Origin of the sequence: Shimia sp. R9_1 (assembly GCF_017743775.1) — a bacterium.
GTDB lineage: Bacteria > Pseudomonadota > Alphaproteobacteria > Rhodobacterales > Rhodobacteraceae > Shimia.
This window is the reverse complement of record NZ_JAGHRN010000003.1, coordinates 253805-277523: the sequence shown is the minus strand read 5'-3', so window position 1 is coordinate 277523 and position 23719 is coordinate 253805. Positions and strand designations below refer to the sequence as shown.

At 59.9% G+C, this 23719-nt stretch carries 21 protein-coding genes; 9 read left to right on the top strand and 12 right to left on the bottom strand.

Annotated features, from left to right (window positions below; all coding sequences use genetic code 11):
* The first annotated feature begins 6 nt into the window (after window positions 1-6).
* Window positions 7-588, top strand: a complete 582-nt coding sequence (locus J7399_RS12285) for a TIGR02281 family clan AA aspartic protease (protein WP_209086559.1) — start codon at window positions 7-9, stop codon at window positions 586-588.
* A 10-nt stretch (window positions 589-598) separates the two neighbouring features.
* On the opposite strand, the gene J7399_RS12280 is transcribed toward J7399_RS12285, so the two are convergent.
* Window positions 599-1066 carry a DNA polymerase III subunit chi gene (locus J7399_RS12280; RefSeq protein ID WP_209086557.1) on the bottom strand — a complete coding sequence of 156 codons (468 nt, stop codon included), beginning with the start codon at window positions 1064-1066 and terminating at the stop codon, window positions 599-601.
* Between the two features lie 4 nt (window positions 1067-1070).
* Window positions 1071-2537, bottom strand: a complete 1467-nt coding sequence (locus J7399_RS12275; RefSeq protein ID WP_209086554.1) for a leucyl aminopeptidase — start codon at window positions 2535-2537, stop codon at window positions 1071-1073.
* A 144-nt stretch (window positions 2538-2681) separates the two neighbouring features.
* On the opposite strand from J7399_RS12275, the gene lptF reads away from it, so the two are divergent.
* The 6 genes from lptF (at window position 2682) to rsmA (ending at window position 10244) form a co-directional block, all read left to right on the top strand.
* Window positions 2682-3797 carry an LPS export ABC transporter permease LptF gene (lptF, locus tag J7399_RS12270; RefSeq protein ID WP_209086551.1) on the top strand — a complete coding sequence of 372 codons (1116 nt, stop codon included), beginning with the start codon at window positions 2682-2684 and terminating at the stop codon, window positions 3795-3797.
* Window positions 3794-4891 carry an LPS export ABC transporter permease LptG gene (gene lptG, locus J7399_RS12265; protein WP_209086547.1) on the top strand — a complete coding sequence of 366 codons (1098 nt, stop codon included), beginning with the start codon at window positions 3794-3796 and terminating at the stop codon, window positions 4889-4891. The genes lptF and lptG overlap by 4 nt, the downstream gene beginning before the upstream one ends.
* Complete coding sequence (gene lptD, locus J7399_RS12260) at window positions 4888-7059, top strand: LPS assembly protein LptD (RefSeq protein ID WP_247742873.1); 2172 nt, start codon at window positions 4888-4890, stop codon at window positions 7057-7059. Before lptG ends, lptD begins: the two co-directional genes overlap by 4 nt.
* Window positions 7060-7081: 22 nt before the next feature.
* Window positions 7082-8326: a peptidylprolyl isomerase gene (locus J7399_RS12255; protein ID WP_209086544.1), complete on the top strand. Its 1245-nt coding sequence runs from the start codon at window positions 7082-7084 to the stop codon at window positions 8324-8326.
* Window positions 8323-9315 carry a 4-hydroxythreonine-4-phosphate dehydrogenase PdxA gene (gene pdxA, locus J7399_RS12250; protein WP_209086541.1) on the top strand — a complete coding sequence of 331 codons (993 nt, stop codon included), beginning with the start codon at window positions 8323-8325 and terminating at the stop codon, window positions 9313-9315. Before J7399_RS12255 ends, pdxA begins: the two co-directional genes overlap by 4 nt.
* Window positions 9316-9401: 86 nt before the next feature.
* The gene (gene rsmA / locus J7399_RS12245; RefSeq protein ID WP_209086539.1) at window positions 9402-10244 is read left to right on the top strand and encodes a 16S rRNA (adenine(1518)-N(6)/adenine(1519)-N(6))-dimethyltransferase RsmA; all 843 of its coding nucleotides are present in this window, start codon (window positions 9402-9404) and stop codon (window positions 10242-10244) included.
* On the opposite strand, the gene J7399_RS12240 is transcribed toward rsmA, so the two are convergent.
* Genes J7399_RS12240 through J7399_RS12225 form a run of 4 tightly spaced genes read right to left on the bottom strand, consistent with a single transcriptional unit; the run spans window position 10228 to window position 16085 of the window.
* Window positions 10228-11049 (bottom strand): UPF0280 family protein, encoded by an 822-nt coding sequence (locus J7399_RS12240; RefSeq protein ID WP_209086537.1) that lies wholly within the window; start codon window positions 11047-11049, stop codon window positions 10228-10230. The two genes, rsmA and J7399_RS12240, sit on opposite strands and share 17 nt — an antisense overlap.
* The gene (locus tag J7399_RS12235; RefSeq protein WP_209086535.1) at window positions 11046-12512 is read right to left on the bottom strand and encodes a 6-hydroxynicotinate reductase; all 1467 of its coding nucleotides are present in this window, start codon (window positions 12510-12512) and stop codon (window positions 11046-11048) included. Before J7399_RS12235 ends, J7399_RS12240 begins: the two co-directional genes overlap by 4 nt.
* Window position 12513: 1 nt before the next feature.
* A complete protein-coding gene (locus J7399_RS12230; RefSeq protein ID WP_209086533.1) occupies window positions 12514-15234 on the bottom strand; it encodes a molybdopterin cofactor-binding domain-containing protein in 2721 nt (906 codons plus the stop codon).
* On the bottom strand, window positions 15231-16085 hold the full coding sequence (locus tag J7399_RS12225; protein WP_209086531.1) for an FAD binding domain-containing protein: 855 nt from the start codon (window positions 16083-16085) through the stop codon (window positions 15231-15233). The genes J7399_RS12230 and J7399_RS12225 overlap by 4 nt, the downstream gene beginning before the upstream one ends.
* A gap of 79 nt (window positions 16086-16164) precedes the next feature.
* Between J7399_RS12225 and J7399_RS12220 the strand changes: the two genes are divergently transcribed.
* Window positions 16165-16680: a MarR family winged helix-turn-helix transcriptional regulator gene (locus J7399_RS12220; RefSeq protein ID WP_348539463.1), complete on the top strand. Its 516-nt coding sequence runs from the start codon at window positions 16165-16167 to the stop codon at window positions 16678-16680.
* A gap of 32 nt (window positions 16681-16712) precedes the next feature.
* Here J7399_RS12220 and J7399_RS12215 read toward each other — a convergent pair whose 3' ends face one another.
* The 6 genes from J7399_RS12215 to J7399_RS12190 form a co-directional block, all read right to left on the bottom strand.
* On the bottom strand, window positions 16713-17408 hold the full coding sequence (locus tag J7399_RS12215; RefSeq protein ID WP_209086529.1) for an ABC transporter ATP-binding protein: 696 nt from the start codon (window positions 17406-17408) through the stop codon (window positions 16713-16715).
* Window positions 17395-18117 (bottom strand): ABC transporter ATP-binding protein, encoded by a 723-nt coding sequence (locus tag J7399_RS12210; protein ID WP_209086526.1) that lies wholly within the window; start codon window positions 18115-18117, stop codon window positions 17395-17397. The genes J7399_RS12215 and J7399_RS12210 overlap by 14 nt, the downstream gene beginning before the upstream one ends.
* Window positions 18114-19061 (bottom strand): branched-chain amino acid ABC transporter permease, encoded by a 948-nt coding sequence (locus tag J7399_RS12205; protein WP_209086523.1) that lies wholly within the window; start codon window positions 19059-19061, stop codon window positions 18114-18116. The genes J7399_RS12210 and J7399_RS12205 overlap by 4 nt, the downstream gene beginning before the upstream one ends.
* Window positions 19058-19984 carry a branched-chain amino acid ABC transporter permease gene (locus J7399_RS12200; protein WP_209086521.1) on the bottom strand — a complete coding sequence of 309 codons (927 nt, stop codon included), beginning with the start codon at window positions 19982-19984 and terminating at the stop codon, window positions 19058-19060. Before J7399_RS12200 ends, J7399_RS12205 begins: the two co-directional genes overlap by 4 nt.
* A 66-nt stretch (window positions 19985-20050) precedes the next feature.
* The gene (locus tag J7399_RS12195) at window positions 20051-21355 is read right to left on the bottom strand and encodes an ABC transporter substrate-binding protein (protein ID WP_209086519.1); all 1305 of its coding nucleotides are present in this window, start codon (window positions 21353-21355) and stop codon (window positions 20051-20053) included.
* Window positions 21356-21462: 107 nt separating this feature from the next.
* Window positions 21463-22902: a hypothetical protein gene (locus tag J7399_RS12190; protein WP_247742872.1), complete on the bottom strand. Its 1440-nt coding sequence runs from the start codon at window positions 22900-22902 to the stop codon at window positions 21463-21465.
* A gap of 28 nt (window positions 22903-22930) precedes the next feature.
* Between J7399_RS12190 and J7399_RS12185 the strand changes: the two genes are divergently transcribed.
* Complete coding sequence (locus J7399_RS12185; RefSeq protein ID WP_209086517.1) at window positions 22931-23716, top strand: copper chaperone PCu(A)C; 786 nt, start codon at window positions 22931-22933, stop codon at window positions 23714-23716.
* The last annotated feature ends 3 nt before the right edge of the window (window positions 23717-23719 follow it).

The window sequence follows — 23719 nt, the reverse complement described above, 5'->3', positions numbered from 1 at the left end:
CGCATCATGAGCGAATTTGAGATCGGCCACCTCGCATATCTGAGCCTGCTACTGGTGATGGTTCTGATGTGGTACATCTCATCGGGCCGGCTTGCACTTGGCCAGACCCTGCGCAACGCGGCCATATGGGTGCTGATATTTCTGGGGGCCATTGCGGTGGCTGGCATGTGGGAAGACATCCGCTCCACGGTGCGCCCCATGCAAACCGTGCTGGATGACGGCAGCCGCATCGAAATCCCGCGCAGCAATGATGGCCACTACTACGCCACCCTGCGCCTCAACGGAGCCAACGTCGACTTTGTGGTGGATACCGGTGCATCTGAGATCGTGCTGTCCAAAGCAGACGCCCGCCGCGCCGGTCTTGATCCGGACAACCTCGCCTATTGGGGCCGCGCCATGACAGCCAACGGAGAAGTCCGGATTGCGCCAGTCTGGATCGAGGAAATCTCTCTGGGAGATTTTACAGACCGCGACGTGCGCGCCACGGTGAACGAAGGCGAGATGCCTCAGTCGCTCCTCGGCATGTCTTATCTGCAGCGCTATACGCAGATCACGATCGCAGGAAACCGTTTGATTCTAACGCGGTAAGCCGGGGATCTTAGTTCCCGCCGCTTTCCGCCTTTTTCTGCCAAACACCCGTCTCTTCAGACCAGTATTGCGCCGCGCAACCCGCATCGGTCAGCGCTTTCCACTGCCCCCGTGCATGCTGAACGGCCTCCGGGTCATGCCCGTCAAACAGAATACAGACACGCTCGGTTGTGTTGACCTCTTCCGCGCTCACCGCCGCGCCATCCACTGACATGATACACGCCGCTTCATTGGGCGTATCAGGCGACGTCGTCAGCAAGATGGGCTGCAACCTGTCATAAGGTCCACCTGCTAGCCCATGCGCCAGAAAGCTCTCATCGCCCAAAAGCCAGAGCTTTTGATCCAACCATTCCATGCGGCCCGGGTCCACCCCCCGCACAGCAATGGCCCAGCCCGCGCCCCGCGCCTTCTCCAGAAGACGCGGCAGCGTGGTATCAAGCGGTGCTTGTGTCAGGTGATAAAAATAGGCCGCGCCCAAGGGCTTATACCTCGAAGTTGTCCGCCACCAATCGGCTCAGCGCGCTCACGCCCCAACCGGTCGCACCAGCAGGCGCCAGCGCGGTTTCCGATTTCACGCTGGCAACGCCCGCGATATCGAGGTGAATCCACGGCATGTCTTCCTGTACAAAGCGCTGCAGGAATTCCGCCGCTGTGATCGACCCCGCCGGACGGCCACCAACGTTTTTCACGTCTGCAATCCGCGATTTCAGCTGTTTGGCATAGCCTTTGCCCAGCGGCATCCGCCACGCGCCTTCACCTTCCGCATCCGCCGCTTTCAGGAAGGCGTTGCACAGCATATCATCGTTAGAGAAAACGCCCGCGTTTTCATGGCCCAGACCGATGATGATCGCACCTGTCAAAGTGGCCAGATCAATCATACCTGCCGGTTTAAAGCGCTCCTGCGCATAGTGCATCACATCGCAAAGCACCAAACGGCCCTCGGCATCTGTGTTGATCACCTCAATGGTGTCCCCCTTCATAGAAGTCACCACATCCCCCGGACGGGTCGCACGGCCAGAGGGCATGTTTTCCACGAGGCCAACAAGGCCAACCACATTGGCCTTCGCCTTGCGCAACGCCAGCGCTTTCATGGTGCCGGCCACAACACCTGCGCCGCCCATGTCCATGGTCATGTCTTCCATGCCGGCTGCCGGTTTGAGCGAAATGCCACCCGTGTCAAACACCACACCTTTGCCAACCAGCGCCAATGGCGCGGCCTTGGCGTCGCCACCTTTCCATTGCATTACGACAACTTTGGAAGGGCACTCAGAACCTTCACCAACGGAGAGAAGCGCGCCCATACCCAATTCCTTGAGCTGATCCTCTTCCAGCACCTCAACCTCAAGGCCGATGTCCTTCAGCGCAACCAGACGGTCGGCAAATTCAGTGGTGGTCAGCACATTGGCGGGCTCATTGGTCAGGTCACGTGTGAAAAACGCCCCATCGGCAACGGCCAACAAGGGGGCAGCGGCGGCCTCAACATCGTCAGGCTTGCTCACCATCATGCGCACGGCACGCGCATCGTCCTTGGTCTCTGCGGTTTTGTGGTCATCAAAACCGTAGTCACGCATCGCGATGCCAAAAGCGATCTGCGCCGCTTTGGGATGAGTGCCAGCCAAAACCGTTAGCGCCGCTTTGCCACGCGCCTTACCAAGCGCAGCCCCGGCCTTGCGCGCCTCTTCCACGCTGCAACGGCGCGGCAGCACCACAACATCAACGGCTTCTGCGGCCAAACCAGCCGGAAACGCGAGGCTGATCAGATCGCCATTTGAGGCTTTCTCACCCTTTTCTTCACGCAGACGCTCAATCGCGCCACGGGTCAGCCGGTTGATCCGACGCGCGCCCTGATCGAGGTTACCCTCCTGAGGCACAAAAATCGCGATCCGCCCCTCTGCCTTTGCAATTTCGTCCAATTGGGTTTCTTCAAAAGCAAACTGCACAGGGCGCATTCTGATGTCTCCGTTTTACTGATGCCAAACACCTAGCGCGCCCGATCTGGCTTGACCAGTGGCCATCTCCAGATTGCAGTTTCACCGCGCAATCAATTCCACTAAACTGCGCCGAAAGAATAGGCACTTGAGGGAGTCCACGGCGTGAGCAGATTCGACAGATACATCCTGTCGCAGTTCCTAACCCTGTTTGGCTTCTTCGCGCTGATCCTTGTGTCGGTCTATTGGGTCAACCAGGCAGTGTCGCTGTTTGACCAGCTGATCGCCAGCGGCCAGAACGTGGCTGTCTTTTTGGAACTCTCGGTTCTGACCTTGCCAAACGTGATCCGACGCGTGCTGCCAATCGCGGTTTTCGCGGGCACGGTTTATGTCACCAACCGCCTGTCCAATGAAAGCGAACTGACCGTCATGCAGGCCACCGGCTTCAGCCCGTGGCGTCTGGCCCGTCCCGTGGCCATCTTTTGCCTGATCACCGCTTTGATGATGAGCGCCCTGACCCATTTTCTTGTGCCTGGCTCCACCAAAGAGCTGAGCCAGCGCCAGTCTGAAATCAGCGAAAATGTCACCGCACGCCTTTTGACGGATGGCACTTTTCTGCATCCCATTGACGGGGTCACCTTCTACATCCGCGAAATCACCTCCGATGGTGTGCTCAGAGACGTGCTGATGGCGGATAGCCGCAACCCCGGCAGCTCAACGGTTCACACCGCGGCGGAGGCCTATCTGGTTCAGGATGAAAGCGGCCCCAAACTGGTGATGGTCGACGGCCTCATGCAGCTCAACCCCACCGGCACGGATCGTCTGATGACCACCAACTTCGCTGATTTCTCCTATGACATCAGCGCTCTTGTTGACCCGGATGTCGCCTCCCGCGGCTCTATCGACTTCATGCCAACCTGGGATGTTTTTGGCAGCCTTGCCTCCGTGTCTGCCGAGACCGGAGAAAGCCTTGGGAAAGTCACCGAAGAATTCCACGCCCGCTTTACTCAACCTATCATGTGTATCGTCTTTGCCTTGATCGGCTTTGGCATGCTGATCATCGGCAGCTTTAGCCGCTTTGGTGTTTGGCGGCAGATCCTGTCAGCCTTCGCCATCCTTGTTGTGCTCGAAGCGCTCAAAAACGTGGTCTCTGATCCGGTTCTGGACGCCCCGGACCTTTGGCCGCTGCTGTATCTGCCCGCGGCCCTTGGCTTCTTTGTGGCCTTTGGCTTGCTCTATTTCGCATCCAATCCTCTGCGCCTGCGGAGGGCAACCGCATGACCACGCACCTCTATTTCGCGCGCAAATTCCTGTGGATGTTCCTCAGCATCCTGACCGTCTTCTTTGTGCTGACCATGCTTTTGGACATGATGGAACAACTCCGCCGCTTTGATGTGGATGAGGTTGGGTTTTATCGCGTGCTCGGCCTCACGCTCCTGCGCGCGCCACAGGGGCTTTACCAACTCCTGCCGTTGATTGTCATTCTGGCAACCGTGGCCCTGTTCATCGGCCTGGCCCGCAGCTCAGAGCTGGTGGTTGTGCGCGCCGCAGGCAGATCAGGGATCGTCGCGGTACTCTCACCTGTTGTTGTGGCCATGCTGCTGGGCTTTCTTGCGGTGACAGTTCTCAACCCGCTGGTCGCAACCACCTCTCTGGAATACGAAAAGCAAAGCGACGCGCTGCGCAACAATGGCGGGGAGGCGCTGTCTTTGACAGAAGAAGGTATCTGGCTGCGCCAAGGCGGGCCGGAGGGCCACGCGGTCATTCACGCCGACCGCACCAATGCGGATGCAAGCCAGTTCATCAACCTCAGCGTCATCACATACGCCGACAACGGCGGGCCGCAATCGCGCATCGAAGCAGAAACCGCGCGCCTGCTTGAGGAAGGCTGGGAACTCACCAACGCCCGTGTCTGGAACCTCAACCGCAGCGTCACCGAAGGTGCCGAGGCAGTGCATCACGAAACGCTCCACCTGGCCAGCAATCTCACGCCCGACCGCATCCGCGACCGTTTCGGCAGCCCCTCTGCGATTTCCGTTTGGCTTTTGCCACAATTTATCAAAGAGCTTGACGAGGCAGGGTTTTCATCGCGCCGCCACACCGTTTGGCTGCACATGGAGCTGGCCCAGCCTCTGTTCCTGATGGCCATGGTTCTGGTCGGCTCCGCTTTCACCATGCGCCACACCCGTTTTGGCAACACCGGCGTCGCCGTTCTGTTTGCCATCCTTGTTGGCTTTAGCCTCTATTTCATCCGCAACTTCGCCCAGATCCTTGGAGAAAACGGTCAGATCCCGGTGCTCCTCGCAGCCTGGGCACCACCTTCTGCAAGTGTCTTATTGGCACTGGGGCTATTGTTGCATATGGAGGACGGATGACGAAGCTCCTCTTCCGCCTGATGGCGGCCACTGCACTGACTTGCGCTTTCGCTCCGCACACTTACGCGCAATCCGCCCCCGCATCGGCGGTAGGTTCAAACACCGCCCAGGAGGCGCCGCAAAATGTGGTGCTGATTGCCGATAGCGTGGAATTGGTTGGACAGAATATCCTCAAAGCGCGCGGAAATGTCGAAGCTGTCTCCGGTAAGACCCGTCTGCAAGCCCGCGAGGTCACCTACAACAACGAGACCGGCGAGATCAGCCTCATTGGCCCTATCCGGATCAGTGATGGCGATGAGGTTTCCATCGTTGCAGACTCTGCCGAGCTTGATGCCGATTTCCGTTCAGGCCTGATCCGCAGCGCGCGCCTTGTGCTTGCCGATCAGGTGCAAATGGCCGCGCAACAGCTCAATCGTGTTGAGGGCCGCTACAACGTCCTGACCAAAACGACCGTCTCATCCTGCCGGATTTGCGAAACCGGCGAGGCCCCGCTTTGGCAAATCCGTGCCAAACGGGTGATTCACGATCAGGAAGAACGGCAGGTGTATTTTGAGCAGGCGAGCTTTCTCGTCCGCGATGTGCCCGTGTTCTATTTCCCCTACCTGCGGATGCCAGACCCAACGCTGAAACGCAGCAAAGGCTTCCTGTTTCCGCAATTCACACGCACGTCACTGCTCGGCAACGGGGTAAAGCTGCCCTACTTCTTCCCGATCGGCGAAGACAAAGACATCACGCTCACGCCTTATATCTCCACCGAATCCCGCACGTTGGAATTCCGCTATCGGCAGGCGTTTGAAAATGGCGGATTTCAGGTTGATGGCGCGATTTCTGACGATGACCTACGGCCTGGCGAAACCCGTGGTTACGCCTTTGCGAATGGCCTCTTCCAGCTACAAAGAGACTACAAACTTACCTTTGATATCAAAGCCGTATCAGATGATGCTTATCTCTCTGATTACGACTATTCAGATCTCGACCGCCTCAACAGCAGCGTGAAGGTTCAGCGCGCCTCTCGGTATGAAAACACCAGCTTTGGCGTGTACCACTTCCGCTCGCTGCGCGACGACGAAGACAACAACACCCTGCCAACACTGGTGTTTCAGGCGGAAACCGAGCGCCGCTACTTCCCAAGCCTTATAGGCGGAGAGCTGCGCACCAGGCTTGAGGCGCATTCCCACCAGCGGGATTCAGGTGCGGATGGTGATGACGGCCGCGATGTGGCGCGCACCAACGCCTCCGTTGAATGGCTGCGCAACTGGACAATGGCCGGTGGCCTGCGCGTAGGAGCAACCGGTGGGTTGGCCTTTGACGCATACAAAACACTGAACGATTCAAGCTTCAGCTCTTTTGACAGCGGCTTCACCCCCACAGTCGCCGTGAACCTGCGCTATCCACTGGTCAAACGCGGCACCGACGGGGCAACCTATCTGCTGGAACCGCTCGCGCAGGTTGGCTGGACCGGCGGCAGCGATCTCGACATTGCCAATGATGAAAGCACCCGCGCGGAATTTGACGAGGGCAACCTCCTCGCTCTGTCCCGCTTCCCGTCTTATGACCGGCGCGAACGCGGCCTGGCTGCGGCACTCGGTGTGAACTGGTCGCGCGTCACCTCAGAGGGCTGGGAGGGGCATTTCACCTTTGGCCAAGTGTTCCGCGATCAGTCCCAAGGTGATTTTTCTGAAACATCCGGCGTGTCCGGCAAGACCTCAGATCTGCTGATCGCAGGTCAGTTCAACAACCAAAACGGTTTGGTGGCCTCTGCCCGAGGCCTGCTGGATTCTGGTGGCACCCTCAACAAGGCAGCCGCCCGCCTGGGCTGGAGCAATCCGATGCTGATGGTGGATGCCAGCTACATTTGGCTGGCAAGAGATCCCGAGGAAGCGCGCGACGAGCGCATCTCGGAATGGACCTTGGACAGCAGCTACCGTTTCTCGCGCCATTGGACCGGATTGGTCGACTGGCGCTATGACGCCGTGGCCGGGAAATCGGCCCGCGCAGGCCTCGGTCTGCAGTATCGTAACGAATGCGTGCAGGTCGAACTTTCGCTCTCGCGCCGCTTCTCCACATCCGATACCGTACAATCCAGCAACACCTTTGGCATCAACGTGGCCCTGCTTGGATTTTCGGTCAATTCAAACGATAAGAGCTATAGCCGCACCTGTGGCTGAATTACAGGAAGACGACACTCTCATGACGCGACGCCCTTTCATCCGCTCCCTTCTGCGCGCCTTCACTGGAACCGCCAGCACACTCGCAGCAGCCGCCTTGCTGACCGGACCCGCCTCCGCGCAAAGCGCTTTCAGCCCAGCGATTTTGGTGAACGACTCCGCCGTCAGCTACTATGAGCTTGATCAGCGCGCGCGCCTGCTTGCCATCATGAACGCGCCAGGTGATCCCGGAAAACTGGCCCGCGAACAGCTGATTGATGACCGCTTGAAATTGCAGGCTGCCCGCCTCACCGGCATTGCGGCCACGGATGAAGGCATCCAGAACGGCCTCGACAACTTCGCCGCCCGCATCAACATGAACATCGACGATCTGGTTCAGGCCCTGTCCGGTGAAGGGATCGACGAAGAAACGCTACGCGACTTCATCATCTCCAACATCACCTGGACCGGTGTTGTGCAGTCCCGCTTCGGGGGCAACGCTCAGGTCAGCGAAGAAGAGATCGACCGCGCCATCGCCCAGAACAGCGGCTCCGGCGGCGTGCGCGTGCTGTTGAATGAAATCATCATACCTTTGACGCCACAAAACCAACGTCAGGTGCTCAGCCTCGCAGAGCAGCTTTCAGAGCTCACCAGCTTTGAAAGCTTTGAAAACGCCGCCCGCACCTATTCCGCCTCAGCGACCAAAGCCGAGGGTGGACGTGTGGACTGGATGAATGTCACCAATCTGCCCGCTGAATTGCGGCCGGTTGTGACTGCACTGCGCCCCGGCGAAGTGAGCCGCCCGCTGCCGCTGCCCAACGCTGTGGCGCTGTTCCAGCTGCGGGATGTGGCTGAGACCGGCCGCTCAACACCGACCTATTCCGCCGTCGATTACATGAAATATTATCTGCCGGGTGGCCGCACCGAGGAAAACCTCGCAAAAGCCAACGAACTCGCTGGCAGCCTTGACCGTTGTGACGACCTTTTTGCCATTGCGCAGGATCAGCCCGCGGAAATTCTGGTGCGTGAAACACAGGCGCCCAATGAAATTCCACAGGACGTGGCGCTGGAGTTGGCCAAGCTCGACGACAACGAGGCCTCCTACAATCTGACCACCGCAGATGGGCAGAACCTCATTCTTCTGATGCTCTGCGGCCGTACAGCCCAACTGGCTGAGGAAATCTCGCGCGAAGACGTGGCCCAAGCCCTGCGCAACCAGCGTCTGGAAAGCTACGCCAACAGCTATCTCAGCCAGCTGCGCGCCCAAGCCCGGATCATTGAAAAGTGACCAGCCCATCATCGCGCGCGCCCATTGCCCTCACCTGTGGTGAACCGGGGGGCATTGGCCTTGAGATCGCCGAGAAGGCCTGGCAGTCCCTGAAAGAGGAGCTGCCGTTTTTCCTGATCGCCGATCCCGATCATTTGCCCGGCACGGTGCCGCATCGGATGATTGACGACCCGGCGGAGGCTGCGGGTTTGATGCCCGATGCCCTGCCGGTCTTTCCCCATCCATTTGGCGCGCCACGCACACCCGGTCAGGCAGATCCTGAGAACGCCGAAGGCGTGATTGATGTGATTTCCCAAGCGGTTGATATGGCCATGTCCGGCAGCGCCAGCGCGGTCTGCACGCTGCCAATCCATAAAAAAGCCCTGAAAGACGGCGCGGATTTTGCCTATCCGGGCCATACAGAATTTCTTGCGGATCTCGGCGGCGTGGACAATGTGGTGATGATGCTCGCCTCCGAAATGCTGCGCGTTGTGCCCACCACAATCCATATTCCTGTGTCCGAGGTACCTGCTGCACTCACACCTGAACTGCTGGAAGACACCATCCGCATCACCATCAAAGGCCTCGCAGATCAGTTTGGCCTCAGCAATCCCCGGATCGCGGTGGCGGGCCTCAATCCGCACGCAGGTGAGGGTGGCGCAATGGGCCATGAGGATGCAAGCGTGATCGCCCCCGTGCTCGACAAGCTGCGCGCTGAGGGCTTTGATATCGCAGGTCCTTTGCCCGCTGACACCATGTTCCATGCCGCCGCCCGCGCGCGATATGATGTGGCCATCTGTGCCTACCACGATCAAGCGCTGATCCCAATCAAGACCTTGGATTTTGACGGCGGCGTCAATGTCACCTTGGGCCTGCCGTTCATCCGCACCTCACCGGATCACGGTACCGCGTTCGACATCGCAGGCACAGGTCAGGCCAACCCATCCAGCACCATCGCGGCGCTGCGCATGGCCGCTCGCATGGCCGACAGCCGCCCACAAAGCGCTTGACGCGTCACAGGGCGGCACATATCCCCGACCAAGGCCAATATCGCGCCCTGCGCGCGCAATCACACAGGTAAGCCACAGGTAACACCATGAGCGCCATTGATGATCTTCCCCCGCTGCGTCAGGTGATTGACACCCATGGCCTCTCTGCCCGCAAATCTCTAGGACAGAACTTTCTGCTCGATCTCAACCTGACTGCCAAGATTGCCCGCCGTGCAGGCGATCTGACCGAATGTGACGTGCTGGAAATCGGCCCCGGCCCCGGCGGCCTGACCCGCGGCTTGCTCGCCGAAGGTGCCCGTCGCGTGCTCGCCATCGAGAAAGACGACCGCTGCATCCCTGCGCTCGCAGAGATCGGAGCCGCCTACCCCGGCCAGCTTCAGGTCATCAACGGCGACGCGCTTGAAGTGGACCCGCTCGCCCACCTTACGCCACCCATCCGTGTGGCCGCCAACCTGCCCTATAACGTCGGCACAGAGCTGCTGGTGCGCTGGCTCACGCCTAAGGAATGGCCGCCGTTCTGGCAGAGCCTCACCCTGATGTTTCAGCGCGAAGTGGCCGAACGTATCACCGCACAACCGGGTTCCAAAGCCTATGGCCGCCTTGCGATCCTCGCCCAATGGCGTGCCAACGCCAATATCGTGATGTCCCTGCCCCCCGGCGCATTTTCCCCGCCGCCAAAGGTGCATTCCGCCGTCGTCCATCTCACCGCGCTGGAAGAACCGCGCTATCCCGCAGACGCTGCCACGCTGTCACGTGTGGTCGCTGCCGCCTTCAACCAGCGTCGCAAGATGCTGCGCGCGGCTCTGAAAGGTCAGGCACCCGACATCGAGGACCGGCTCTTGGCCGCAGGCATCCAGCCCACCGAACGCGCCGAGCAGGTCTCACTAGAGCAGTTCTGCGCGCTTGCACGGGTTATGAAAGAAACTTGAGCCCACAACGCGCTTGCCCCTGCGCATAAAGGTGCACGCCGGCCAGGGGCATCTTTTGTGACAGCTTTTCCGAGTATTGCACGCCGCGAAGCAAGGCCTGCTCGACATCTTCAGCAGGCATCGGCGCGACATCGACGGTCACCAGCCGGGCGCCCAGATCCGTATCCTCACGCACCTCATTGGCAGGCGCTCTTTTGATCGCCGGATGCCCGGGAACATCCACGTGATTGGCAATCAAGGTTGCCGCCACATCCGCCTCCGCCGCCGTATGCGCCAGAACAGTCACCGCATCCGCTATGCCAAGGGACAGGCTGCGCCCTGACCAGCCAGAGGTCGCCACGCCACGGATCGGATCTTCCGCGTTCACTTTCACGCCTGCGGAGTTGCCAATCACCTTGGCGCGCAGGGTTTCCCCCTCCGTCAGAACCAGCGCCACATCGCCGCCGTTGTTGACATAGGCCCGCGCCACACCGGGGACGTTGGCGATGATATTGGCGATCTCATCTGCCACCGCACCGGCCACCGCCATCATCGGTGTGACAAAATCGGGCAAACCGACCCGCGCAGCCTTTTGCATTTTTTGGGCAATCTGCCCCTCAAAGACGATTTCCTGATCGGCCGATTGCCGCAATCCCGGCAACTCATCCACCAATTCCTGCAAAACCGTCTCAAACCGCTGCACAACCGCAACATAGGCCTCAGCACGCCCGTCGCCCCAGATTTCAATGATCAGATCAATGGGGCCGTGATGCAGATGCAACCGTCGCCCGTCCGGCAACCACGCCACCTGAGGCATAACAGTCATTCACTGTCCTCACCTTTACCAAACACATGGCTGTCGCGCGCATAGGCGCCACCGCTTTGCAAAATATCCAGAACATCCCGCACCGAGTCAACATGCCCGCCAAGCGCCTCATATTCCTCCTTGGACACGGTAAACTCCAAGGGCGCGACAATGGCCGGCGTTGGCACCATGCCAAAGGCCCCCTTGGGCGTTTGCGTCACATCTGCCATCAGCGTGATGCCCCCGCCCGGCCAGACAAATGACTTTGCCCCGCCCACGGTGACATCCGCGCGCCCGGCCTGAACAGCATCGGTCAGCTTTACGGGGTTGCGGGTCACGCCGGAGCGCAACGAACCACCGGCACCGCCCATAAACATCACTGTGCAAAGCGCAGGCTCACAGTTCTCAGCGATCAAGGCCACCGACGGCTTCAACGCCTCCGGCATCGGCTTGGCCTGCGGCTCCAAATCCGCGTCGAGCTCAAAATAAGCCGCATGCTCTCCGGTGGTGGAGACCATCAACAGGCTCAGCCCTTCCCGCGCACCTTTTTTCTCAAGCCATGGTCCAAGGATCGACAGCGGATCATCAATATTGGTGCCGCCCCAGCCCAGCCCCGGCTCTGCCACCTGAAAATAACGCCCCGGCGTGCTGCGCCGTCCTTTGATGCGAATGCCCGTGTCCGGCCAGCCAAGCACTTTGCCCGCCTGATGCTCGCTCACAACGCCAGTGATGTGGTCATCCACCACCACCACCTCATCCACCAAACCCTGCCACTGGCTTGCAAACATGCCGATGGTGGCCGACCCGCAGCCCACCCGCATCCGCGCTTCTTGCTGCCCGTCCACAATCGGGGCAACACCCGCCTCCACCACTACCTCCGCGCCGCCATCAACGGTCAGTGTCACGGCCTCACGGTTCAACAGCCGCAGCAGCACATCACAGGTCACGCGCCCTTCCAACTTGCTGCCGCCTGTCAGGTGATCAACCCCGCCAAGGCTCATCATCTGAGAGCCATATTCGCTGGTGATCATCAGCCCGACCGCTTCCCCCTGATGACGGATCACCGCGCCCTCATGTCCAAGATGCCGATCCGTGTCTATTTTCACCTTAACGCCGCAATAGGAGAAGATGGCCTCCGTCACCACGGTCACAAAATCCGCGCCATCAACCTCGCGACTCGCCAGAAACGGCGCGGGTTTATAGTCCGGATAGGTGGTGCCAGCGCCCACGGCCGTCACAAACAGATCATCGGTCGACAGCCCGTCATGCCAGTCGCGCCCAAGAAAGGGACGAACCTCCCCGCCATGTTCCAGCGTGCGGTCCAGCACCGTCAGCGGATCACAGCGGACGATCTCGCCGCCCTGGTTTGCATAGCGGTCACAGGCTCCGATTTTGCCTTCACCGATATAGCACATCACCGGGCAAGCATCACAGCGGATCTTCTCCTCCCGCACACGTGTCTCTTTGCCCGATGTCGTGTTCATCTCACCCAGACCTCTCTTTTGCTGCTTTGATCGCCGCCAAAACCCGATCTGGCCGCGCAGGCAACTGCGTCAACCGCGCCCCGCAAGCATCTGTGATTGCGTTCAAAATGGCTGGTGCCGTTGGGATAAGAACATGCTCTCCAAGTCCCTTGGCCCCCATCGGCCCTTCCGGATCCGGCACCTCAATCAGATGCGAAACAACCTCCGGTATGTCGCCAATCGTCGGGATCAGATAGTCATGCAGGTTCTCCGTGCGCCCCGGCACAAACTCTTCCATCAGGGCCATGCCAAGGCCTTGTGCGATGCCTCCCTCAATCTGCCCCTCTGCGAGCAGCGGGTTGATCACCCGACCCAAATCATGCGCGGCGGTGATCTTCAGCACCGTCACCGTGCCAAGCGCCAGATCGACCTCCACCTCAGCCAACTGCGCTCCGTAGCCGTAAACCGCATAGGGCACACCCTGCCCGTGTTCATCCAATGCTTCGGTGGGCGGATCATAGGTTTCCTCCGCCATCAACACATAGCCCTCAGCCCCCACAGGCAACGCGCTCAGATCAATCTCTCGCGTCGCTCCGGCCTCAGAAATGCGCAAGTGCCCTCCTTGCAAGGAAATCCGCGCATCCGGCCCCATGTTGGCCATCTGCAATATCTGCGCCCGCAAGCTTTGCCCCGCCAAAAGCGCAGCTTTGCCGCTCACCACTGTTTGCCGGCTGGCCGAGGTCTTTCCGCAGTCCGGTGACACCCCCGTATCCGCGTCCAGCACCTCAAGCTGATGCACCGGAAAGCCCACCGCATCCGCAGCAATCTGCGCGATCACCGTATTGGCGCCCTGACCAATATCCATCGCGCCTTGATGCAGACAAATCCGCCCATCTGTTGTGATCCCCATCCGCATGGTCGAAGGGTTCGGCAAGGCTGTGTTTCCGCAGCCATACCAGCAACTGGCCACGCCGATCCCGCGCGCCTTGCCACTGTTTTGCGCGTTAAAGCCCGCCACCGCGATTTGCGCCGCATCCCAGCGCGGCTGCAGCGCCTCAAGACAAGCGCCAATGCCAACGCCCTGCACTGTTTGCCCACAAACAGTCTCTGCAGACTCAGTCAGAGCGTTTTTGCGCCGGATCGCTAGCCGATCCATGCCAACTTTATCTGCCAATTCATCCAGCAGGGTTTCCTGCAGTACCGCCGCCTGCGGCACACCAAAGCCGCGAAAGGCACCTGCCACCGGCCCATTGGTATGGATCGCCCGCGCCTCGGCGGCATAGTTGGGTACCGCATAAGGCCCGCTGGCATGCACCGGTACGCGAACCGCCACCGTCGGCCCCCAACTCGCGTAAGCTCCGGTGTCAAAATCACCGTCAAAGAGCATTCCTGTCAGCTGCCCATCCGCATCTGCGGCCAGCGTTGCGGTCATCTGCGCCGGATGCCTTTTCGTGGAGGCCAGCATGCTTTCCGCACGTCCATAGACCATCACGCTGGGCCGCCCTGTCAGCAATGTCACCAGCCCGATCAGCGGCTGCACCGACAGATCCAGTTTCGCACCAAACCCGCCGCCCGTTGCGGCTGGCCGGATGCGCAGCTTGTCCTGCGGCAGCCCCAGCACCGCCGCCGTTTCATCACGATCCAATACAGGCGCCTGAGTGCAGGCCCGGATATTGAGCACATCGCCCTCCATCCAAGCCGCCCCGGCCTCCGGCTCGATATAGGCGTGCTCTACATGGCCTGTAGTGAACTGACCTGATACCACGTGGTCGGCTTTAGCAACCGCCTCCGCAGCCTCACCTCGGCGCACGACACCTGCGATCAACAGATTGTCCGCACGGCTCGCGTGCAGTTGCCTTGCATCACCGGCGCGCGCCGTAGCCACATCCAGCACCGCAGCCTCCGGCTGCCACGCAATCGGAGCCTGCGCCATATCAAGGGCAAGGACCACATCCCGCGCGCCCGCCACCAGCGCCACAGGCTCTCCGGCCAACCGCACATGCCCGTCCGCCAAGGCAGGCTGATCCACAAAGGCCGGGATGACCCCCGACACATTGCGTCCCGGCACATCTGCTGCCGTGAAGACCGCGACGCCTTGCGCCGCAGCCCAGCCTTTCAGATCACCGAACGCAAACCGCGCCGCCGCATGGGGGCTGCGAATGGCTCTGACCCAAAGCGCGCCCTCTGGCAGCACATCCGCTCCAAAAGCCTCTGCTCCCAAGACCTTAGGCACCCCATCCAGGCGTTCAACCCGTGCACCCACCGAGGCCGCCGCATCCGGTTCAGGGCCCGCACCGCTGCCGCTTGCATCCAGCACCGCATCAATGATCTTTGCATAACCGGTGCAGCGACACAGCACACCGCCAAGCGCCGCTTCAATTGCCTGCCGATCAGGTTTTTGCTCCCCCCGCAGAAGTGCTTCAGCCGCCATCACCATACCGGGCGTGCAAATCCCACATTGCGCAGCTCCGTGCCGCAGAAATGCCCGCTGCAGCGCACTTGGTCCCGGGCCAGACAGTCCTTCGATGGTTTCAATATGACGCCCCTGTGCTTGCGCCACAGGTGTCAAGCAAGCGCAGGTCGCGGCCCCATCGAGCAGCACGGTACAGGCGCCGCAATCACCAGCATCGCAGCCCACTTTGGTGCCCGTCAGCCCCAAATCATGCCGCAACACATCCGAAAGCCGCCGCCCCGGCGCGGCAGCCACTTCATGATGTGTTCCGTTCACCTTCAGATGGATCATCCCGCGGCCTCCGCTGCGGACCGCAGGGCGCGACGCACAAGCTCGGGAACCGCCTCCAAACGGTACTCCGCACTGCCGCGCACATCTGAAATCGGACTTAGAGCCGCGCTGATCTGCGCCTCCCCGACCACGTCCTCAATATCATCAACGGCCACCCCGATCAGCGCGGTCTCCAACGCGCTCAGGCGCGCAGCCACCGGGCTGCAAGCGCCTACCGCCATTGCCGCGCCGGTCACTCGCCCGTCGCTCACCTCCAAACGCGCGGCCACCATCGCGATGGAAATCACCAAATGGCTGCGGGTGCCAAGTTTCTCAAATGCGCTGTGGCCGGAGGCGCTCCCCTCAGGCACCAGCAAAGCGCTCACAATTTCATCGTTTTCCCGCGCAGTCTGGCGCGGGCCGGTCACAAAATCACGCAAAGCCATCCGACGGATGCCACCGGGCCTAAGCAGTTCGACCTCCGCATCCAAGGCAAGCAACGGCGGCATACCATCCGCCGCAGGTGAGGCGTTGCAGACATTGCCAACCAGGGTCCCAGCGTTCTGCACCTGAATACCGCCAACCTGCCGCGCGGCCCGCTTCAGCATGTCAAATGCCGGTGGCAAAGATGCCGCCACAACATCGCTCCAGGTGGCCGCAGCACCGATCCGCCAACCTTTGGCAACCTTCTGAATGCCTTGCAGTTCCGAAAGCGCCGTCACATCCAGCACAACATCGTCAGCCCCACTGCCCAGCTCCTGAGCTTCCGTCGCCGCAAAGAGATCCGTACACCCCGCCGCAATGATCACCCTCTCGGCCTCCAGCAGCGCGAGCGCATCTTTCAACTTGTCGGGGCGGTGATAAATCCCCATGCTGTCCTCTCAGCCCTCAGGGCGCATTGCTCAAAATCTTGTTGGTATACAAACAGATTTTGCGGCAGGATCTGCGCCTGTGTCAACAAATCCCAGCCATCGCGCCCTCTTGCGCGACCGCAGTCAGGCCCAGCACATGCCCCCGATGGACACGTCTCAGCCCCCAATTCCGCCGCGCACCGCGGCAGAGCGTTATGATCTGGACGATCAGGTTGGCTTTCTTTTGCGGCGCGCAACACAGCGCCATCTGTCCATCTTCGCAGAAGGCATCACCGATCTGACCCCCACACAGTTTGCCGCTCTGGCCAAACTCTGCGCGCTTGGCGCGGTGTCGCAAAACGCCTTGGGCCGCGCCACCGCCATGGATGCCGCCACCATCAAAGGCGTGGTGGACCGTCTGCGCAACAAGTCTCTGGTGGCCAGTGCGCCCGATCCCGAAGACCAGCGCCGCGTCCTGCTGAAACCGACCGCCGAAGGCTGGGCGCTTTACGAAGAGCTCGCCGCCGCCGCCGAACAAATCACCAAAGACACGCTTGCCCCGCTGAATGAGGCCGAACAGACGATCTTCGCTCTGCTCCTGAAAAAACTTATCTGAGTGTTTGGCACCTACGCCGTCATACCGCATCGTCAGACACCCAGATGACGGGCAAGTATGCTCGGGTCATCACGCATATCTGCTCCAGAGACCACACCGCGCATCCGTCCGTTTTCAAGCAACGCCGCACGATCTGCGAGCGCTAAAATCGCCTCGACCCTCTGCTCGACCAAAACCACGGCAACGCCTTGATCTCTCATGGTTTCTGTCACGTCGCGAATGGCCGCAATCATGGAAGGCTGCAGCCCTTCTGTCGGCTCATCAAGCAAAACCACCTTGGGCCGCAAACTCAGCGCCCGCGCCATGGCAAGCATCTGCTGCTCCCCGCCGCTCAACGTGTTCGCACGCTGAGAAAAACGCTCGCTGAGCCTTGGAAAAAGTTGCAAAACCTCTTCCAAAACGCCCTCGTTATCCGGCTTGGAAAACCGCCCCACTTCGAGGTTCTGCCCAACGGTCAGCTCCCCAAACAACCGCCGCCCCTGCGGCACATAGCCGACGCCACAACGCGGCACCTGATGCGCGGACAGCGCGGAGAGCGTTTCGGCCTCCAGCCGCACCTGCCCGCCCATCAACGGCAACAGCCCCATAATGGCTTTCATTGTGGTGGTCTTACCAGCGCCGTTACGGCCCAGAAGACATGTGATTTCACCGGCTTGCGCCTCAAATGACACCTGCCGAAGCACCTGCGCACGACCATAACCTGCATCCACCGCCTCAAGCTTCAGCATTTTCGCCTCCGAGATAGGCGCCCTGCACCGCCGCACTGGCTTGAATCTCTTCTGGGGTGCCTTCAAAAAGCACCTGACCGGCTTTCAAAACTGTCACAAAATCAGCAACTTGCATCACCACATCCATGTTGTGTTCAATCAGAAGCACGGTTGAGGTTGCCCGCAATTCTCCGATCAAACGGTTGAACGCCGCAACTTCTCCATCCGCCAGGCCCTGCGTTGGCTCATCCAGGATCAGCAGTTTTGGAGCCTGCGCCAACCCCATCGCGATCTCCAGCAACCGCTGGTGGCCATAGCTCAAATCGCCAGCGTCCTCTGACGCCCGATCCAACAGGCCCACACGGCTCAGCGCAGCTTCCACTTTGCGATCTGCCTCAGCTGCAGAGGGAAAAACCCGACGCGCGCCTAATGCGACATTCTCCCAGACCGGCAGGTTCGGAAAAATCGAGGTGATCTGAAAGGTATAGGCCATCCCCATGGCGATCCGCTTGTGGGCAGAAAGCGCCGTAACATCCTGCCCATCGAAAGAAATCTCCCCACCGCTGCTCTGCAAACGGCCAGACAAAAGGCCCACCAATGTGGTCTTGCCCGCGCCATTTGGCCCAATCAACGCACGGACCTGTCCCTGGGGAATATCCAGGCTCACATCGTCAACGGCCAGCAAGCCATTGAATTGTTTGGAAAGCCCCTTCGCAACAAGCAAACTCATGGCAACCACCTCCAGAACCGGTTGCGGATCTCTCCCATCAACCCTTGCGGGGCAAACAGCGTCAGACAGACCAGCACCACCCCGGCGATCAGCATGTAAGCCGTGGTAATGCCTGAGCTTAAGTCTATGAGGTAGAACATAAATACCGTCCCCACCAAGGGACCGAGCGCGGTTCCAGCGCCACCAAGAAGCACCCACAGCAGCGGGAAAATGGAGTATTGAACCGAGGCAAAGCTCGCCCCGACGTAGCCAAACAGCAGCCCATAGGCCGCGCCAGACAGCGCAGACAAAGTCGCTGACAGCACCACAGCCATCAGTTTGTAGCGCATCACGTCATAGCCCAGCATCATCGCGCGTTCTTCGTTTTCGCGGATCGCGATCAAAACGCGGCCAAACCGCGATCTCAGCACAGCCAGCAGCGCTAGAAAGGCCACGGCAAACACAACAAAAGCGGCAAAATACCGGTTGCTCGGATCAGACAGATCAAATCCCCACAACATGCGGTCCGCCTGCTGGATCACAAAACCTTCGTCCCCGCGCGTGTAGGCCCCAAAGTAGAGCACCGTCAGGTATCCGGCCTGCGCAAACATCAATGTCACAATCATGAAGGCCACGCCTTCGGTGCGCAGCGCCAGAGCGCCGATGACCGCGCCAACCGTGGCCCCCACCAAAACACCAAGCAGCAAAGCACCCCCGGCGCTCAGCCCTAGCTGGGTCATGCAAAGCCCCATGCCATAGAGCCCCGCCGCAAAGAAAAGCGCATGCCCTAGGCTCAGCAAACCAGTGTAGCCAAACAACAAATTGTAGCCGATCGCATAGGTCGCAAGCACCATGATCCGCGCCAGATTGCCATGGTGATAGGCTGGCAGCACGAATTGCAAAACCAATAGGATTGCCAGAACACCACCGTGCACCCCTATGATTTTCCTCACTTCTGAAGTCATGCGCGGCTGGCTCCGAAAAGACCCTGCGGACGGAACACCAGAACCAGCGCCACCAGAACCGTGGCCATGATCTTGGCCAGCGTAGGCGAGAAGAACACCGAAATGATCCCGTCAGACAGACCAATCAACAGCGCGGCCAGCACAGTTCCCGGCAGGCTGCCCAAACCGCCGATGATCACCACAATGAAGCTCAACAGCAGCGGATCGCCCCCCATCAGGTAATGGGCCTGCTGGATCGGCACGATCAACACGGCCGCCAAAGCCGCAAGACCTGCCCCCAGACCAAAGACCAGCGCATAGACGCGCTCAACCGGGATGCCAAAGGCCAATGCCATATCGCGATCTTGTTCGGTCGCCCGCATCATCAGCCCAAGCTTGCTGCGCGTCATCAACAACCAAAGCGCGGCCAGCACGCCGGCCGCCGCTCCTATCACCGCAAGCTTGTAGCTCGTAATGCTCAACCCCCAGGGCCAATAGAGGCTTAGCCCCGTGTCGGTCATCTCCACCCAGGGCAAGGCCAGTCGAGTGTTGAACGGCGGCGTAACCGGCCGCGCATCCGGGCCGTAAGTCATCAGCGTAACTTGTTGCAAAATATAGAGAATACCGATGGTGGCGACGATTGTGCGCTCCGGATCATAGGACAGGCGCTTCAAGACCGTGACATCCGCCAAAGCGGCCAAAACCCCAACCATGACCGGCACACTCAACAGCGCCAGAGCAAACCCAAGCGCGGCATAGCCATCCAGCCAGCTTGTCACCCACCATGCCAGCACCGCGCCCAGCATGAAAAATTCGCCATGCGCCACATTCACCACGCGCATCACGCCAAACACCAGCGCCAAGCCGCTCGCGGTCAGCGCCAACACCGCCGCTGTCACCGCGCCTTCCAGCGTGGCGAGCATCAAATAAGGTCCAAAATCCATTGCCGCTCCTGCCGCATCGCCTACGCAGGGTGCGCCAACCCCTTGGCGCACCACAACTTTTCTCAATCAGAGCGGTTGTGTGGTGTAGTCCACTTCGTCCGGATAATACGTGTCCTCAATGGAGGTCGTGTGCACCAGAAGCAGTTTTCCGTCGGTCACCTTGGTGATGTACTGATGACCAAACACCTGGTGCGTTTTGCCGTTAAACACCTTCGCGCCCTGTGGATGCGCATTGGAATGTGGCATGTCGGTCATCGCCTCAACAGCTTCAATCAGCTTGGCGCGATCCGCGGTGCTTTGATAGCCAGCCGCTTCCATACCCGCCTTGACCACATGCAAGGTCTCCCAGCAGCCAAACATATGCGCATAGGTCGACACATCTTTGGGATCACTCACCGAGGCCCCATTGGCATCCACCCCAACCCGCTCGCGGAAGAAGGCGTCATAGGAGGATTGATCCACCTGCGCATAGCGTGGATTGCCTTCCCAGAAATAGGTGCCTTCGAGGAACTCAAGCCCCGGGCTGCCAATGTCCACCGCTTCAAGACTGTCGATAAATCCAAATATTTCAGGCCGTTGTGGGCCAAAGAACTCACCAAGTTCTTTCACAAAGGTCAGCACAGCCGGGCCAACCATCACGTGGTAGATCACCTCCGTGTCGCGCGGGATCTTGGGGAAATACTTAGTGAACGAGGTCTCCGTGGGCGGAATGGCGATATGCTCCAGCACCTCTCCACCCTGCGCTTCAATCGCGGCGGTGAAGAAATCCCGGTGGTCATGACCAAAGGCAAAATCCGGAAAGATCATCGTGACCTTCTTGCCGAGGTTGCTGGCCACAAACGGCGCCATCGCCTGCACCTGGCTTTTCACATCGGTGATGCCGGGTTGCAGGGTGTAGCGGTTGAGCATGCCGCTCGCCACATGATGGCCTTCGCTGACCACAAAATACGGCAGCTTCAGCTCGCCCGCACGCGGCGCAGAGCCGATCACCACATGGGAAAACAACGTGCCAAAGCCAATGTCGCAATTGTGCTGATTGGCAAATTTTTCAACCACTTCGGCACCACGCTTCGGGTCTGTGCCATCGTCTTCCGCGATGATCTCAACGGGGCGGCCGTTGATCCCGCCCTGCTCGTTGATCAGCGCCGCTGCCGCTTGTGTGGTGCGGTCATACCAGCGCCCGTAGGCCGCGCCGATGCCGGTGCGGTGGACCTGAAACCCAATCTTGATCGGCTCCGCACTCTGCGCGCCTGCATAGCGCGCCCACATCGGCAAAGCCGCCGCCGCGGTCCCGCCAAGCGCCAAAGTTTTGAGCGCGCCGCGCCGGGTTGTCTGTTGTGAATTAGGCGTAATCGTCTTCGATTTGGTCATCTTGTGTCCCCCTGTGTTCACATGGTTTTGTGACCGAAAATATCGCAATCAGAATGCTTGTTAGAGTGCAAACGATTGGCGGTTGTGTCTAGAGGGCGCGGTTTGTGTCAGAAGCCGCGAGGTGATGCAAGCAGCCAAAGTCCAAAAAACGTGCAGAAAATCATAAAGATAGCGACCGGCACTTGTGTAAGGGCGACACGCGTCTCAACGTGACGCAGCGCCACCGCATGCGCCAGCAGCAGTGCCACCACATGCCCAATCACCACACTTCCGGCCTGACAGAGCCACAAGACACGCACGCTGTCTTGGGTGTTGAAGAAACCGGTGGAGACATAAAATGTGCCAAGCCCCAACAGGTCCTGCCCACGCGCCCAAGGATCGGTTGCAGCCGCCAGCGCATATTGCGCCTGCACCAGAAAACTCGTGAAGTAATGTGCCACGTGATAGCCCAGTGCGATCGGCAAAACCGTTGGCGCAAAGAGGCAAAGCGCGCGGCGCAGCGGCATTTGTGACCGCCCCAAGCGCAAGCCCAGCCAAAGCGCCATGGCGAACAACCCCACAACGGCCAGATTGGTCAGCACCAGCCCAATAAGCGTTTGCCAGATCACCGCAGACCGCCCCGGAAATTCCAGAGGATTGAGGCCCAGCTGATCCAGCCACCAGAAGGTCTCGTTTAACCCGTCAAAAATACCGCTGCCCAATATCAGCAGGCACAGCACCGCCACGCCAAATGGCACCGAGCGCAGGCTGACCAGCTGCCAGCCGTTCAGACCCAGCCGCAAATGCGCGCCGCGCCGGGCAAACAGGCCAACCTTGCCATAGAGCCACAGCATCATGCTCGCGCCATCTGCGCGGTGGCCCCAGCGCGGGCCATAGAGGATCAGGCCAAAGAATGTCACCGCCCAATAGGCCGCCACCACCCGCGCCAGCCGCGCCGGATCAGTGGGCGCCGGATCCGCCAAAACAAAGCCCACCAACGCCAGAAACGCGCCAACCCCAACCCAATGTCCCAGCCAGGCTGGGTACCGCAGCCTCATAGAGCGCCCAAACAGCGCTTGAAAACACCAAACCGGCCCGCTCCACGGGTTCACCCAGCGCCAGAGGTTCCCAAAGAGCCCCTGCACCGTCACAAAGGCAATCCACCACAATGTCCAGACCGTCAGAGGCAACGGATTTGCCAGCGGATCTCTTGGCCCTTCAAGCCCAATATAGATCAGCCAGAAGAGAAACAGCGCGGACAATAAACTGCTGAGATGATGTGGCCTTACCGGCAACACCTGCAGATTTGTCGCGCGCCACAACCTTTTGTTTTTAAAAGACAAAGAAACAAAGCTATCCGGCAAAACAATCAGCATCGCCACCGTCAGCGCTACGGCCAGCACGCCCGACGCGATATAGATATCCGTGGGCAACAACAGAACAAATCCACCTTCCGCTGTGTGGGCAACCGCGTCACCCGCGCACAGCAGGTTGATCACAAACGCAAGGGAAGCCTTTGCAGCGATCTCTTTGAAGCTTAGAGTGGAAGGCAGATTTTTCTGGAGCATGGGCGGATAATACTGAGGGGCCTTTGGGATGAAAGCGCGAAAACCACTGGGGCTTTTCCTCATCGCTCTCTGTGTCTCTGGCGCCGCTTGGACGCTGATGCGCCCTGAGGCCTCAAACGACGTATTGCTCACCAATGCCACCGCCGCCCCGCTTGTTGACGAAGACAAAGCGGTCGCCGTCTTCCTCAAAATTGCCAACAACGGCCACCCCGACCGGCTGATTTCTGTCTCAGCCCCCGACGCTGAGAAAGCCATTTTCAGCGGTCAGGATACCCGACGCGCGATCCCTGCGGATTCAGCGGTTTCACTGGCGGCTGATGGGATGTTTGTCCACCTCAAAGGCGTATCCGGTGCTTTGAACGATGGGCGCACCCTGCCCGTTTCCCTCACCTTTGAGAACGCAGGCACGCTCAACACCCGCGCCCGCATCGTCGCCCCGCGCACCACCGGCGAAGCGCCCGATTTTGGCCTCTTTGGCATCGGTGACATCTGCCGCGTCGGAGAAGGCGAACCTGCGCCTGAAATCGCCCTTTCAGCGACCCAGAACGGTGAGCGATGGGTGGTGCAGGTGCTGTCGCAAGACTTCGAGTTCACACCGCATCTGGTGGACGGTCCCCATGTTCCCGGCACCGGGCATGGCCATATCTACCTAAATGGCATGAAGCTTGGTCGGCTGTATGAGCCAAGCATCACCATCGGCGCGCTGCCTCCCGGAGAGCACGACATCCGCGTGACGCTCTCAACCAATGATCATCGCGCTTATGTGGTCGGAGACCAACCCATCAGCGCCGCGATTCGTATTCTGGCCGATTGACAG

Bases quoted from the DNA above. Each gene is read 5' to 3' on its own strand.
- J7399_RS12285 (WP_209086559.1), top strand. From the start codon at position 7: ATGAGCGAATTTGAGATCGGCCACCTCGCATATCTGAGCCTGCTACTG.
- J7399_RS12275 (WP_209086554.1), bottom strand. From the start codon at position 2,537: ATGCGCCCTGTGCAGTTTGCTTTTGAAGAAACCCAATTGGACGAAATT.
- lptG (WP_209086547.1), top strand. From the start codon at position 3,794: ATGACCACGCACCTCTATTTCGCGCGCAAATTCCTGTGGATGTTCCTC.
- lptD (WP_247742873.1), top strand. From the start codon at position 4,888: ATGACGAAGCTCCTCTTCCGCCTGATGGCGGCCACTGCACTGACTTGC.
- J7399_RS12255 (WP_209086544.1), top strand. From the start codon at position 7,082: ATGACGCGACGCCCTTTCATCCGCTCCCTTCTGCGCGCCTTCACTGGA.
- rsmA (WP_209086539.1), top strand. From the start codon at position 9,402: ATGAGCGCCATTGATGATCTTCCCCCGCTGCGTCAGGTGATTGACACC.
- J7399_RS12240 (WP_209086537.1), bottom strand. From the start codon at position 11,049: ATGACTGTTATGCCTCAGGTGGCGTGGTTGCCGGACGGGCGACGGTTG.
- J7399_RS12235 (WP_209086535.1), bottom strand. From the start codon at position 12,512: ATGAACACGACATCGGGCAAAGAGACACGTGTGCGGGAGGAGAAGATC.
- J7399_RS12230 (WP_209086533.1), bottom strand. From the start codon at position 15,234: ATGATCCATCTGAAGGTGAACGGAACACATCATGAAGTGGCTGCCGCG.
- J7399_RS12225 (WP_209086531.1), bottom strand. From the start codon at position 16,085: ATGGGGATTTATCACCGCCCCGACAAGTTGAAAGATGCGCTCGCGCTG.
- J7399_RS12215 (WP_209086529.1), bottom strand. From the start codon at position 17,408: ATGCTGAAGCTTGAGGCGGTGGATGCAGGTTATGGTCGTGCGCAGGTG.
- J7399_RS12210 (WP_209086526.1), bottom strand. From the start codon at position 18,117: ATGAGTTTGCTTGTTGCGAAGGGGCTTTCCAAACAATTCAATGGCTTG.
- J7399_RS12205 (WP_209086523.1), bottom strand. From the start codon at position 19,061: ATGACTTCAGAAGTGAGGAAAATCATAGGGGTGCACGGTGGTGTTCTG.
- J7399_RS12200 (WP_209086521.1), bottom strand. From the start codon at position 19,984: ATGGATTTTGGACCTTATTTGATGCTCGCCACGCTGGAAGGCGCGGTG.
- J7399_RS12195 (WP_209086519.1), bottom strand. From the start codon at position 21,355: ATGACCAAATCGAAGACGATTACGCCTAATTCACAACAGACAACCCGG.
- J7399_RS12190 (WP_247742872.1), bottom strand. From the start codon at position 22,902: ATGCTCCAGAAAAATCTGCCTTCCACTCTAAGCTTCAAAGAGATCGCT.
- J7399_RS12185 (WP_209086517.1), top strand. From the start codon at position 22,931: ATGAAAGCGCGAAAACCACTGGGGCTTTTCCTCATCGCTCTCTGTGTC.